We start from the raw sequence: 13,447 nt of genomic DNA, 5'->3' as shown, positions 1-13,447 counted from the left end.
AGAACGACGACCGGAATATCACGAACAACGACCGAATTCCTTATTTATAACGTACACATAGAGGTGATCAACATGAATGAACCGGAAAAACGCTACCATACGGTGTTCGGCTGCTATGGTATTGCCGAGCGTGACGGCAAAATGATTGTAATCGATAAGACCGGTGGACCGTACATTCATCGTTATGATCTGCCGGGTGGGAGCCAGGAGCCGGGCGAATCATTGGAAGCAACATTAGTTCGGGAATTTAAGGAGGAAACCGGTCTGACGGTTTCCAACTACTCGCAAATCGGTGTTTTTGATTTCTTTCTACCATGGATGTGGCGAAATTTTACGCATGTTCACCATGTTGCAGTCTTTTATAAAATCGCTCAAGCTGAAGGACAGTTTGAGACGCCCGAAGTCTTCGATGGTCAGGATTCTGCGGGTGCACATTGGGTCAGCATCGAGAAATTTAACGATCGTAATGCGTCCCCGCTCGTATTAAAAGCAGTCGAGTGGCTCAAAAATAGAAAAATGCCGAGCAAAGCCACCATATATGATTCATGGTCGGTCCTGTAATTGATCAAGCGCTTTTTGAATGGCCCATGCCTGATGCTCATGGAACATGAGATCCGCACTTTGCCGCACATCAACCCATTCCAGAAAGTTGTCTGTTTCAATAGGCGCCTGAATCTTCTGACCTAAACGCGTGGTGTAAAAGTAGCCGTCGTTGATCATCGGCTGAACGACAGGAAGCGTTGATAAGAAATAGCGTTGCGCATGATCCAGATAACGGATCTCATCAATCAAATGCCCCGTTTCCTCCAGTAATTCACGCCGAAGACATTGCGCGTCCGTTTCATCAGATTCAACACCTCCGCCGGGCAGAAAATATTGATTGCCATGTGCGCGTATCAGCGCTACTTTTTTTGGATAACCCTCCTCAAAAATCACAGCATACGCGCCTTTTCTCACTTTATAGTTCAAGCCATCTTTCACAGTACCGAAAATGTGCACGGATCCTCACCTCTATAAATTTTGCGAATAAGCCCATAATAACATAGAGAATATGTTGTGGAGGCGTTCGTCCGTGGTCATTTTTAAAAAGTTAAGCGCTGAACATGCGGAAATCTATAGAACATTAAGATTGGAAGCTCTTCGAACAAACCCTGAAGCCTATGCATCGGATTACGTAACTGAGAAGAATCGATCAATGGATCAAATCAAGACCCATTTATCCAATCCATACGTGATGACGGTCGGCGGATTCGATGGTGACCGGCTTATTGCGATCGCCTCGCTTCATCTGGAATCACTACCCAAGATGGCCCATCGCAGCACGCTTACCAGCGTTTATGTTTCGCCCGAAAATAGAGGTCAGCGTATTGCCCGGAAAATCATGGAATACATGATTGATACGGTAAAAAAAGACGGCGTTACAAAAATGTATCTTTATGTGGTTACTCATAATGAGAGTGCCATCCGTGCCTATAAAAAATTTGGATTCAACATTTATGGCGAAGATCAAAACGCAATGAAGGAAGAAGATGGATTCGTCGGTGAGTACTTGATGGTGAAATACATTTAACTGTAAAAACCTGTAGACACACGAGAACTCTGCTACTAAGCGGATTCAGGATTTTTAGAGGATCAACTGCAACTATGGGAGCAATAATAGTTTTGGAATTGATCATGACGGTTAACTTTTGGGGGGTGTCCCATGAAAGCGAGGGGCCCGGATATGCTCAACGTATTGGCGCATCTTACGCGCAGAGCAAGAAAAAAAGGTGTCAATCGGCAACGCCAATCGACACCTTTTCATTATCTTGTTTTGCTGAAGGCAGCTTCGTCTTTGATTTCATCGCGCAAGCCTTCGATGCTTTGCTCACGGCGCTGATTTTTTTCTTGAATCTGCTGCTTCTCTTCTTCGCTCATTTCATTACCATGTGCTTTGACAAAATCATTGGCTTCATCCATGTTTTTCAGAGTATGACCAATGTTTTTCGCAATTTTTTCCATGTTGTCTGAACGGTCATCAGGTTTTGCCATTGTGTATCCCTCCTCGTTTTTCGCTCCTTATTATGCGACCGGGAGGGAGAGATATACCAAAAAAATTCGAGTGCAGAATGAGAGTATCAGAACGTTTTATATTTGAGAAATTTACCGCTTAGCGTAATCACCACACGATCGCCGTGAGGATCCTCCTCTTTATCCAGATCCATTTTAAAATCAATAGCACTCATGATTCCATCGCCAAATTTTTCATGGATCAGCGCTTTAATTGTATCGCCATATACAAGAACGAGTTCGTAAAGGCGGTAAATGGTTGGATCTGTTGGTGGCAAGGAAAAATTTGCACCGCGGAATGGGATCGATTTCAGATCACGTTCAACTTCCGCTGGTAATTCGAGTAATTCAGTGACCGCTTTTGCCTGATCGGGACTTAGCGTCTGCTGTCCATAAATAGCGGCTGTGCAGAATACCTCGGAACAGCCCGCGGCATCTGCGATTTGGGAAAAGGTAAGATTTTTCTTTTCTTTCGCTTCCAGTATTAACTCTGTTGCTGAAGAATAAGCCATGTTCGCAATGCCTCCCAGATCATGCTTTATTAGAGGTGTTCGAAAAGTCCGGGAAAAATTACCGGCGAATCTCTGTGTCAACTTGCTTTTCTGCTCCTCACGTATTATGTGCATACGCTCCGGTGCTCAAAGCTGCGTTTCCTTGACCTTCTTGGCCCTTTTTGTCCTCCTTTTCGAACAGACTCTATAGACAAATAAAGGATACCACTCCGCGTAAAAACTGCTGGTTTTTTGTTACAGAGTCTGACATAAAATTTCCTTTTTATTAGTGTTGACCGAGTGGTCAATGCATGATATATTGATGTTGACCGAGTGGTCAATGTGCATCGAAAGGGAGGTTCACTGAGATGTCTGTTATTGAACTGAGTCATATTAGTAAACGTTTTGGCAAGTTTGTCGCTGTGAATGATCTGTCTTTTTCCGTCGAGCAGGGTGAGTTCTTTGGATTTATTGGACCGAACGGTGCAGGCAAATCAACAACAATGAACATGATGCTGAATTTTATTAAATGCAGTGGGGGAGAGATCTCACTGCTCGGGAAAAAAGTGCCGCAATATGATCTTGAAGTGAAGAAAAGGATCGGCTATGTGCCGAGCGATGTGCGGTTTTATCCGCAGCTTCGTGTGCAGGACTTGATCCGTTACACGCTCGATTTTCATCATATGGAAGGCGACAAAGCGGAAATCGATCGGTATTGTGATCTTTTCCAAATTGATCGTAAGAAGAAGTTCGGTGATCTGTCGCTTGGAAATAAGAAAAAGGTGGCGCTTGTATGCGGGCTCATCCATCATCCTGAATTAATCATTATGGATGAACCAACGAATGGACTTGACCCGCTGATGCACGCACGACTATTCCGCGTACTGAAAGAAAAGCAGGAGCAGGGTGTAACGATCTTTCTGTCCAGCCACAACTTGAAGGAAGTGGAGGACTACTGTTCTAAGGTTGCATTTATTCGCAGTGGCCAGCTGATCGGTGTTGAAGATCTGTCCCAAATTAATAAAAAGGTGAAAGTGATTACTTTAAAAGGCGAGACGCTGCCATTGGAACAAATGCAGACCATTGGCGCGAAGTGTATAAAAAAAGAGGATCATGAAGCACGTTTTCTCTATGAAGGCGGACTGCCGCAGCTTTTCTCAACACTCTCGAATCTTTCAGCGGATCTTGACGATGTTTCCGTCGCAAACCGTGACTTGGAGGAACAGTTCATGTCTATGTATGAACGTCAGGAGGGAGAACGGTTATGACACTTTTCAGGCTTGAATGCAAAACACATATTAAAACGCTGTTGATCTGGATTATTGTGGTTGGCTTGCTGACTTTAGGTTTGGTCTCTTTGTTTCCGGCAATGAAAGATATGGGCCTGCAGCAGATGGACTTGAAGTCGATGCCGAAAGAAATGCTGAAGGCATTTAACCTGTCGGATATGGGGCTACTAGCGACTATTAAAGGGTACTTTGGCTATGAGTATCAATATGTCATGATTGCGACCGGTATTTTTGCAGCGATGCTTGGTACGAACGCTCTTTCAAGGGAAGAATCGGAAGGGACGATTAGCTATCTCTATGCACAGCCAATTTCACGTATATCGATTATCGGGCAGAAAATGCTGGCTAATAGTATCCTTTATACGCTCTATTGGATCGTCTCAATGGCTGTCGCGTTTCTTGTTTGTTTGATTTTTAAAGAATCGGGCGCTTCCGTGTCTAATTTGTTCAAAGCATTCTCACAACTGACGTTTGCCGGATGGGTGATGGGACTGACCTTCCTTGCGGTTGGATTCCTTTTATCATCGCTGCTGTCTTCAAATAAATCAGCAACGTCCCTGTCACTTGGTCTTGTCTTTCTGACTTTTATTTTGGGGGTTGTCGGCAAGCTTAAGGAGGATTTTCAAGCACTTGTCTATTTTTCTCCGGTGGATGCCGCGCTTCCAAGTGCCGTTTTCAAAAATGGCATTGAGTGGAACTATATCGTGACCGACCTGATTGTCATTTGCATCTCATGTTTGCTGGCATTATGGATCTACAGGAGGAAGGATTTGAAAGTATAAATGGAAGAATCGAAAGAAAAAGCGATTTTGACAGCGGCGATCCATGAATTTGCGGTGAAAGGATTCGATCAGGCGTCAACGAATCAGATCGCTAAATCTGCCGGGGCGTCAAAAGGGCTGATCTTTCACTATTATGATTCAAAAGAGAAGCTCTTTGAAGCGAGCATTAACTACGCCCTTGATTTTTCAATGAAAGAGTTAGATTTTAAAAAATGGGATATGGAAGGCAATTTAATCGAGAAGTTGAAGGGGTATTGTGAGCAGGAATTTCTCTTTTGCAAAAAATACCCGGACATCTATCAGTTGCTTATTGCTGCTTTCACAAAACCGCCGAAGCAGCTGTCCGAAAAATTGACCAATTTGTTTACCGAGTTGATGGCCATGGCGCCTGAGTTTTTTCAAAAAGTGATTGATGGGCTTGATTTGAAAGATGATGTCGACACCAATACACTGCAGGCAGTGCTGATGTCTCATTATCAATTTTATTCTGGTCAGTCAATGGGCTACTTAAAAGAACATCCCGAGGCAACAATCGATGATCTAAAGCCTTTTATCGATCAGTTTCTGAATATGTTAGCTATGAGTCTGCGCGGGTTGCTGAAAAACGAGGACGTATAAAAAAAGAGCGGGGAATGATCGAAGCTTATGATCATTTCCTGCTCTTTTTATTTGTTCTTTATTTTGCCGATAGCGGCTGTGCTTGAACAAGATTTTTGCTTGTTCCTGTCCTCAAAACCTCGACAACACTGTCTAAGGCACCTTCAACAATGTTTTGAATGGCGGTCTCAGTAAAGAAGCCGACATGCGGTGTGAGCAGCACTTGTTCCATATCGAGAAGTTTCGAAAGAAGCGGATCATTGAGCGACTGCTTACTCAGATCTTTATTAATCATGAGTTCATTTTCAAAGGTATCTAACGCTGCGCCGGCAATTTCGCCGTTTTCAAGTGCTTCAATCAGATCTTCAGTTTTAATTAAGCCGCCTCTGGCAACATTGATTAGATAGGCACTGTTTTTCATCAGTTTTAATGTGCTTTTATTGATCATGTGCCGAGTCGAATCAAAAAGCGGCGTGTGAAGAGAAATGATATCAGCTTCCTTAAGCACGTCTTCAAGTGAAGGCCGATAGTCAAGGATACTGTTTAACTGATCGTTGGGATATTGATCAAAACCAATGATTTTTGCTCCTAGTCCTTTGAAGAGCTGTGCGGCCGTTGCACCGATGCGGCCGGTGCCGACTATGCCGACCGTTAATGATCGGATTTCTCTGGAAATAAGGCCTGACCAGCGAAAATCTTTGCCTGCAACGCGTTTAGTGAATTCAGGAATATGGCGGACGAGCTGCATCGCCTGAGTGACCGCGAGCTCGGCGACTGCGTAAGGGGAGTATGCTGGAACATTGGTCACCAACAAACCGTTTTTCTCGGCTTCGTTCAAATCAATCATGTCATAACCGGCGGTTCGTGTAGCAATCTGTTTGATACCGTTGCTTTTTAATTGAGTGTATAAATTCGGGCCTCCGAGTGCAATCGGCTGTTGAATGCAGATACCGTCAAAGCCTTTCGATTGAGCGACTGTATCTTCTGAGAGGAAATCTGAGGTTGTTACGATCTCCACCTGATGTTGATTTGCCCAATTCTCGATCGTTGCTCTCTCATGATCTTGTACTCCATACATCAAGAATTTCATTTGAATTCTCCTCCCTCATTTTCAAATGAATGGCGTATTTTTGCGCCGTTTCATCTATTCTTTAATTTCTTATAGTTTAAAGTGTGAACCATTTCACAATTATTTTATCGAATGCGCAAGCAAATGTAAACGATTGCAATTTAAAGCATAACCGCTGTTATGCAACGAAGTGATGTTAAGAAAAGCAGAACGAAACAAAAAATCCGCTCATGAATTCATGAGCGGACCTTTCGCTTTAGTTTGTAATCAGATACCCTTAAATGCTTGGCGATAGATTTCAGTGAGTTCGGATACAAGCGGCATTTTCGGATTGGCAGGGGTACATTGATCGCCAAATGCGCGATCCGCGAGCTTATCAACTGCTGCTTCAAATGCTTCTTTGCTTACTCCATTTTTTTCAATGCTCATCGGCATGTTTAATTCCTGAGTCAGTTTTTTAATAGCCTGAACAAGGTTTTCAACACTTTCTTCCGTGGTCTTTCCGGCGATGCCAAGGACTTGCGCGATCTCTGCATAGCGCTCATCAGCAATAAAATGTTTGTATTTCGGGAACGCTGCGAATTTTGTTGGCTTTTGAGCGTTGAAACGAATCACATGCGGCAGCAGAATGGCACAGCAGCGGCCATGTGCTAGATGGAACTCGTTGCCCAATTTGTGCGCCAGGCTGTGATTGATTCCGAGAAAGGCATTTGAGAACGCCATACCGGCAATCGTCGATGCGTTATGCATTTTTTCCTTTGCTTCCCGGTCGGTGCTGTCTTTATACGATCTCGGCAGATATTTGAATACAAGCTGGATCGCTTTGATACAGAGTCCATCGGTAAAGTCATTGGCCATATTGGAAACATAGGCTTCGATCGCATGTGTGAGCACATCCATACCTGAATCAGCAAGCACGCGCTGAGGCACAGTCAGAACAAATTCAGGATCGATGATGGCCACATTTGGCGTTAGCGCATAATCAGCAAGCGGATATTTCATATCATTTTCCTTATCCGTAATAACCGAGAAAGAGGTGACTTCGGATCCGGTTCCTGATGTGGTCGGAATGGCGACAAATTTGGCTTTCTTGCCTAGGTCTGGGAACTTGAATACACGTTTCCGGATATCCAGGAATTTTTGTTTGAGTCCGAAGAAATCCGTTTCAGGGCTTTCATAGAACAGCCACATCCCTTTGGCAGCATCCATCGCCGATCCGCCGCCCAGTGCGATAATGACATCTGGTTCAAACTTTCTCATAAGTTCCGTACCTTTCATGACCGTAGCCACGGATGGATCCGGTTCAACATCGGAGAATACTTCATAGTGAACCGGGTCTCTGCGCTGTTTCAGGAAGTGAATCACCCGATCAACGTAGCCGAATTTTACCATACCGGGGTCAGCCACAATAAACGCGCGTGTAATATCCGGCATTACCGACAAATACTTGGTTGCATTTTTCTCAAAATAAATCTTAGGCGGTACCTTGAACCATTGCATGTTGTTTCGGCGGTTAGCCAGGGTCTTGATATTAATCAGGTTGGCTGTGCCGACGTTTGTGGATACGGAATTGCCGCCATAGCTGCCGCAGCCTAAGGTTAGTGACGGAATAAAATGATTATAGATGTCACCGATTCCGCCTAATGATGATGGCGCGTTGACGATCAACCGTCCGGCTTTCATGCGCATGGCAAAAGCATCGATCACTTTCTGATCGTTTGAATGAATCACCGCAGAGTGGCCGATACCACCGAAAGCCAGCATTTCCTCGCAGCGTTTAAAGCCTTCTTCAGTCGTCTTGGCCCTAAAGCAGGCAAGCACAGGACTCAATTTTTCTCGTGACAGTGGTGACTCAGGACCGACACTGCTCAGTTCGGCAACGATCACCTTTGTGTCTTCGGGAACAGTAACACCGGCGAGTCCGGCGATGAATGCAGCGGTTTTGCCGACAATTTGCGGATTCACCGCACATCGCCGTTCATCGATAACCAGCTTCTCCACCTTTTTCTTTTCCTCATTGTTCAGGAAGTAGCATTTGTTATCAATCATTTCCTTTTTAACAGCCTCATAGATTTGCTGGTCAACAATGACTGCTTGTTCCGATGCGCAAATCATACCGTTATCAAAAGTCTTCGATAGGATCAGGTCATTGACCGCTTGCTTAACATCGGCCGACTTTTCGATATAGGCAGGCACATTTCCAGGACCAACACCAATTGCAGGTTTTCCGGAACTATACGCTGCCTTAACCATACCTGATCCGCCTGTTGCTAGAATCAGTGAAACACCTGGATGGTGCATTAGGCGTTGTGTCGCCTCTAGTGAAGGTGTTTCAATCCATTGAATGCAGTTTTTCGGCGCACCGGCTTTGACGGCTGCATCGCGAACAACCTTGGCAGCTGCGGCGCTGCACTTTTGCGCGGAAGGATGGAAGGCGAAGATAATCGGGTTCTTTGTCTTGATCGAAATCAGTGACTTGAACATCGTCGTTGATGTAGGGTTCGTAACCGGTGTGACACCGGCAATAACACCGATGGGTTCAGCGATCTGGACAATTTCTTCATATGGATCTTCGGAGATGACGCCAACCGTCTTATTTTTCTTTATTGAGTTATAAATGTATTCAGTTGCAAAAATGTTCTTAATCATTTTATCTTCATAAACACCGCGCTTGGTTTCCTCGACAGCCATTTTCGCCAGCTGCATATGCTGGTCAAGTCCCGCGAGAGCCATTTGCCTGACAATCTCATCGATTTGCTGCTGATCAAGTGGAGTGAATTCTTCCGATGCGGTTTTTGCATTCGTCACAAGCAGATCAATCGTTTCTTCTAGCGTTTCTTTTTTTGATTCCTTATCGTTTAACGAATGTTCTTCGATGGCCATATGATCTTCCTCCTTAGGGTATCAATCAATAATGACATTGTGAATCATTTCACATATATAATTTAATGCATGCGAGCTTCATGTGCAATGGTTATGTAAGCGCTGACACAATTTGTTAACAGGTTTGTGGCTATATTGTGAAAACGTTTCAATAATGGTTCTAAGCAAAAAAGTAGTGGGCTTAATTACAGGCTATGTTTAAATCTAAGGTTGTTTTTACCCAGGTATAAGCCGAAGAACGCGTGGTGCGAGACTCCAGCGGGATCGAACCAGTTGATGCAGGCCAGGGGAGACCCCGCAGACGACTGGATTGTTTGAGGAGGCTCCCGGACTGCCCGCGGAAAGCGAGCATCGAAAGCGTTAACAGGCTGAAAGACTATATAAAAACAACATCAAAGTTAACAGAGCCTAACCACAAAAAAGGCGTTCAGATTTGACACTGCATTGAAGAGCAGACCTAAATATAATGAAGAAGGATGCTATACTTAGGATATTCAGTTGATTTTCCAACTTATTTATAGATTCAAAATGGAAAGGGATAAAGTAAATATGGAAGCAACAGTTACGCTAAGTGTTTTTCATAAGCAGTATCAGCAAGAAGTGGATGATTATATTATTGAAGACATTCAATTTACAGGGCATCCAAGAGAAGCTGTGGAGTTGGCGGAAAAAGAGCCGGACAGGCATGCCATCCTCATCTTGCATGGCCAAGCTCTCGTTGGATTTTTTGTCCTGCATGGATGGGCGGGTGCGAAAAAATATACAGATGATCAGCATGCATTGCTGCTGCGCACATTTTCAATTGATACGAGGCATCAAGGCAAAGGATATGCTAAACAAGCGATGAAGCAGTTGCCAGATTTTGTTCGTACGAATTTTTCAGATATAGAACGTGTTGTTCTAGGGGTGAACCGCGCCAATTATCCGGCCCAGAATCTATATCTGAGGAATGGATTTTCGGATACTGGAAGAAGGGTTATTGGCGCACATGGTGAACAGTATGTTTTTGAGCAATTGATTCATTGTTGAAGCGTTTTTAAGTGGAGGTTGCTCTAATAAGCTACATTTAAGCGAGGTAAAAATATGTTAATTAGAGTGATTCAACAGGTGAACCTCTTAAGATGCTTAGATCATAATATGCTTTGAGCTTGTCTAAAACAGATATTCATTAAAACCGGATTGAGCGTCTCTCACATCGTTCAATCCGGTTTCGACATGGTCCTTTAATACCCGCCGGTCATATCGCCTTGTAATTGCTCATAGTCATAGTTGTCCGTGCTCTTTTCGGAGTCAATCCGCCATTTCTTTCCTTCCTTTATAAGATTAATTTTATAGCTGGTATCAGAGGATCGCGGGTCCGTATTTTTGAACACTTCTCCGATATTCTTCGTCATATAAACATACCAGGCCTGAAGCGCGGCATCATAGTCCGAGTATTTTCCGCGGTTATCATCGACGAACTGGTTTTTCAGCTTCTCAACCTCGTCATACATATCATCGAGGAAAAGCACTTTTGGTGTGACTTCAACAACTGCTGTTTTCGGAAGCGCAGTTTGAACCTTCAGACTCACGCTCCCTTTTTCACTATTGGCGCGCTTAAACGTTTCATAAATTTGATTCATTTGCTGGTCGGACAACTGATCCTCCAAGTCGGTCCCCATATTTTTGATAAACAAAGCTTTTAGCTGTTCCGCGTCTTTATTCGCATCATTGGCGACGAGTGTTGCGTACTTCGGATCCTTTTTCTCAAAAAAGACGGTTTGGACATAGGCGTTCATCGCGTCCTTGATCTCCTGCTGATTATCCTGATAATCCTTTGTATTGATTTTTACAACAATATCGCTAACTTTTTTATCACTTTTATAAACGTCCGGCTGAAAATGCAATTCATATGATTTGTTTTTTGCTACTCTGAATGGAATATATCCGGTCACGGTTTTATCTTTCGCCAAGGAATCTGTATCTAGCATTTTAAAGTTTCCCGAGTCGTCGTAAATGGTATCATCGACGGACACTTTCTCATTTTTTGAATCATACAGGGAAAAATCATCGGTGAGGAGATCGAGCGAGTCGCCGGAATGGTTGGTGATACTGATATTTAGTGCGAGAAGCGCGCTGTCATCGGTGTTTTCCTGCCCTTCTGTTGTGATAAACTGCCCATCTTTAATGGTTACCGTAGCGACATCGGATTTTCCTTCCCCTTTTCCGGTTCCATTTCCATTTGATGAATGCCCACATCCGGTAAGTAAGAAAAGCAGCAAGAGTCCCGAAGTGAGAAGAAGCCTGGTCTTAATCGTCATCTACCCCCTATAGTGTAATAAAATTGTTGGCCTTTAGAGGATGTTCAAAAAGTCTGGGAAAAATTGCTGTCCAATCTCATCGTCAACTTGTTTCTGCACTTCTCACGTATTAGCAGGAGAACTTCAACTAATACCGCGTACGTCCTGTACGCAACGTTGAAGTCATTACATCCTGTAGAAGTACGCTCTGGTGCTCGAAACTGCGTTTCCTTGATCTTCGACGCACAGGACGTGCTAGTGTCAGGCATGCCACAGGACGTGGCGTTCTGCCTGACCTCGGCCCTTTTTGTCCTCNCTTGATCTTCGACGCACAGGACGTGCTAGTGTCAGGCATGCCACAGGACGTGGCGTTCTGCCTGACCTCGGCCCTTTTTGTCCTCCTTTTTGAACAGACTCCTTTATTGACCTGAAAGTCTACGATGGGTTCTATGCAGCTGAAATCGGAAATAGAATAGATCAGTTTGTCCTTTTTCAATGTCAGGAGATTAAAGTTGGATCATAAAAATCTCAGCCCTACTTGCTTTAGAAAGGTAACTGAATCATAAACATATAGTTAATTACGGACAAATTTTGTGTGTCTCAATTGGCGAGCGCCGAATAAAATGGGCAGATATGGAAGGGGAAGTGAAAACGATGCGACTGGACAGACGCAGCATGACAATCATCGCAGGCATACTTTTGCTTTTCGGGCTTCTTATTCTTGCTGATTTTGGCTATAAAATGTCTTCTCCCGGACATCTGCTTGTTACTTTTGAGTCTGCGGTTAGGGAAAACGACACGGCTCAATTAAAGAAGCTGTTGATTTCCGACAACAAAAAGGTGAAGATCAGTAACTCCTCGACCAAGGCATTGTTGGATTACTTGCTGACACACCATGAGGCATTCAATGAGGTCAAACGTGATTTGGAGAAGGAGATTAAAGGGAAAACGCCGAATTCGGAAGGCGTCTTGAGCCTCTCTCAAACAGGCAGACATTTTTTGTTCTTTAAAGCCTACAAGTTGAAGCTTCGTACTCAGAAAATCGTTATCTCCGGACTGCGTGATGGTGAAGTGTTGGCGATGAGTGCCAATCAACGCAATGTACCAAGAACGGGAAATAGCTACGGGCCGATTCTCCCCGGGAAATATACAGTTCAGGAACAATTAACGAATGATCTCGGTATTTTTATTAAAAAAGATACGCTTTCCGTTTGGGATAGGCAGGTATCTCTTGATGTGGATTCGGAAACATGGATGGCGCATTCTTCTGCGATTCAAAAACAAGTAATCGAGAGAATTGATCAGTTTAATCAGGAAGTCTCCGTGTGGGAAACTTCAGAATATGATCCGGGGAAGCTCCCATCAGCGACTGAAACATTTAGAGAGAGCCAGTCGGCAATGAAAAGAGAAGAATTTGATAAACTGAAGTCGAAACTAGAAAAGGTGCAGTCCGCTTATTTAGGAATGTTTGTGGATATGGACAGTCTGACTTTAACCTATTATGGCGATCATTGGGATGCCACTGTCGACACGGTTATTTCCTACAAGTATGGGTATCAGTTGAAAAAAGATAAACAAATGCAAGACGCCTCTTATCAAAGAGGCGTCAGTTACCGGCTTATTTATGATCGCGACCAAAAACAGTGGCTGGTCAGCGGTTTTTCCGATAATTATATAACGGAAGATATGGCATCGGATTGGAAAAAGAAAAAGGAGATCAAGAATCCCGATCCCGTGATTCAGACTTGGAGCGCAAATGGAGGTACGCATCTGTGAACTACATCGGCACTAAAGTACCGAGCTTCTGGGAACATTGCATACCTGCTTTTATGTCCAAAGACGCAAAAGTAGAGGTAACAACTCTTTTACCACGGCTTGTTCCAAGCCTCTATAAATGTTTTTTTAGCAGTTTGGTCGCCCAAGGCACTGAGAAAACTCGGCATTAAAAAGCCGAGTTTTCTCAGTTGGCGACCTTTATAAAACTTTATCAGCATAGCTCATTCAGAGA

Annotated in this window: 13 protein-coding genes; 7 read left to right on the top strand and 6 right to left on the bottom strand. The window is 43.9% G+C overall.

Going from position 1 to position 13,447, the window contains the following annotated elements; translation table 11 throughout:
• The first annotated feature begins 72 nt into the window (after nt 1-72).
• Complete coding sequence (locus P343_RS33145; RefSeq protein ID WP_023511209.1) at nt 73-561, top strand: NUDIX hydrolase; 489 nt, start codon at nt 73-75, stop codon at nt 559-561.
• On the opposite strand, the gene P343_RS33140 is transcribed toward P343_RS33145, so the two are convergent.
• Nucleotides 544-999: an NUDIX domain-containing protein gene (locus P343_RS33140; protein ID WP_023511208.1), complete on the bottom strand. Its 456-nt coding sequence runs from the start codon at nt 997-999 to the stop codon at nt 544-546. The two genes, P343_RS33145 and P343_RS33140, sit on opposite strands and share 18 nt — an antisense overlap.
• Before the next feature lie 73 nt (nt 1,000-1,072).
• Here P343_RS33140 and P343_RS33135 point away from each other — a divergent pair, with 73 nt between their 5' ends.
• Nucleotides 1,073-1,570, top strand: a complete 498-nt coding sequence (locus P343_RS33135) for a GNAT family N-acetyltransferase (protein ID WP_023511207.1) — start codon at nt 1,073-1,075, stop codon at nt 1,568-1,570.
• 233 nt (nt 1,571-1,803) lie between these two features.
• On the opposite strand, the gene tlp is transcribed toward P343_RS33135, so the two are convergent.
• Together tlp and cynS are read right to left on the bottom strand one after the other, a co-directional pair.
• Nucleotides 1,804-2,031 carry a small acid-soluble spore protein Tlp gene (gene tlp, locus P343_RS33130; RefSeq protein ID WP_023511206.1) on the bottom strand — a complete coding sequence of 76 codons (228 nt, stop codon included), beginning with the start codon at nt 2,029-2,031 and terminating at the stop codon, nt 1,804-1,806.
• Nucleotides 2,032-2,117: 86 nt separating this feature from the next.
• Nucleotides 2,118-2,561 (bottom strand): cyanase, encoded by a 444-nt coding sequence (gene cynS, locus P343_RS33125; RefSeq protein WP_023511205.1) that lies wholly within the window; start codon nt 2,559-2,561, stop codon nt 2,118-2,120.
• Nucleotides 2,562-2,908: 347 nt separating this feature from the next.
• Between cynS and P343_RS33120 the strand changes: the two genes are divergently transcribed.
• From P343_RS33120 to P343_RS33110, 3 genes are read left to right on the top strand one after another with little or no spacing between them, the layout of a single operon-like run.
• Nucleotides 2,909-3,808 (top strand): ABC transporter ATP-binding protein, encoded by a 900-nt coding sequence (locus tag P343_RS33120; RefSeq protein WP_023511204.1) that lies wholly within the window; start codon nt 2,909-2,911, stop codon nt 3,806-3,808.
• Entirely contained in the window at nt 3,805-4,611 is an 807-nt protein-coding gene (locus P343_RS33115; protein WP_023511203.1) for an ABC transporter permease subunit, read from the top strand. Before P343_RS33120 ends, P343_RS33115 begins: the two co-directional genes overlap by 4 nt.
• On the top strand, nt 4,612-5,229 hold the full coding sequence (locus P343_RS33110; protein WP_023511202.1) for a TetR/AcrR family transcriptional regulator: 618 nt from the start codon (nt 4,612-4,614) through the stop codon (nt 5,227-5,229).
• A 58-nt stretch (nt 5,230-5,287) separates the two neighbouring features.
• Here P343_RS33110 and P343_RS33105 read toward each other — a convergent pair whose 3' ends face one another.
• On the bottom strand, nt 5,288-6,298 hold the full coding sequence (locus P343_RS33105; protein WP_023511201.1) for a D-2-hydroxyacid dehydrogenase: 1,011 nt from the start codon (nt 6,296-6,298) through the stop codon (nt 5,288-5,290).
• 246 nt (nt 6,299-6,544) lie between these two features.
• Nucleotides 6,545-9,160, bottom strand: a complete 2,616-nt coding sequence (gene adhE / locus P343_RS33100; protein WP_023511200.1) for a bifunctional acetaldehyde-CoA/alcohol dehydrogenase — start codon at nt 9,158-9,160, stop codon at nt 6,545-6,547.
• Between the two features lie 549 nt (nt 9,161-9,709).
• Between adhE and P343_RS33095 the strand changes: the two genes are divergently transcribed.
• Nucleotides 9,710-10,189 carry a GNAT family N-acetyltransferase gene (locus P343_RS33095; RefSeq protein WP_037594031.1) on the top strand — a complete coding sequence of 160 codons (480 nt, stop codon included), beginning with the start codon at nt 9,710-9,712 and terminating at the stop codon, nt 10,187-10,189.
• Between the two features lie 194 nt (nt 10,190-10,383).
• On the opposite strand, the gene P343_RS33090 is transcribed toward P343_RS33095, so the two are convergent.
• The gene (locus P343_RS33090; RefSeq protein ID WP_023511198.1) at nt 10,384-11,460 is read right to left on the bottom strand and encodes a DUF5105 domain-containing protein; all 1,077 of its coding nucleotides are present in this window, start codon (nt 11,458-11,460) and stop codon (nt 10,384-10,386) included.
• Between the two features lie 633 nt (nt 11,461-12,093).
• On the opposite strand from P343_RS33090, the gene P343_RS33085 reads away from it, so the two are divergent.
• The gene (locus tag P343_RS33085; protein WP_023511197.1) at nt 12,094-13,215 is read left to right on the top strand and encodes a TcaA second domain-containing protein; all 1,122 of its coding nucleotides are present in this window, start codon (nt 12,094-12,096) and stop codon (nt 13,213-13,215) included.
• Nucleotides 13,216-13,447 lie beyond the last annotated feature (232 nt).

Source organism: Sporolactobacillus laevolacticus DSM 442 (genome assembly GCF_000497245.1).
In the GTDB taxonomy this organism is placed as follows: Bacteria; Bacillota; Bacilli; order Bacillales; family Sporolactobacillaceae; genus Sporolactobacillus; species Sporolactobacillus laevolacticus.
The sequence above is the reverse complement of the archived record's forward strand: the minus strand, read 5'-3'. Positions and strand labels throughout refer to the sequence as shown.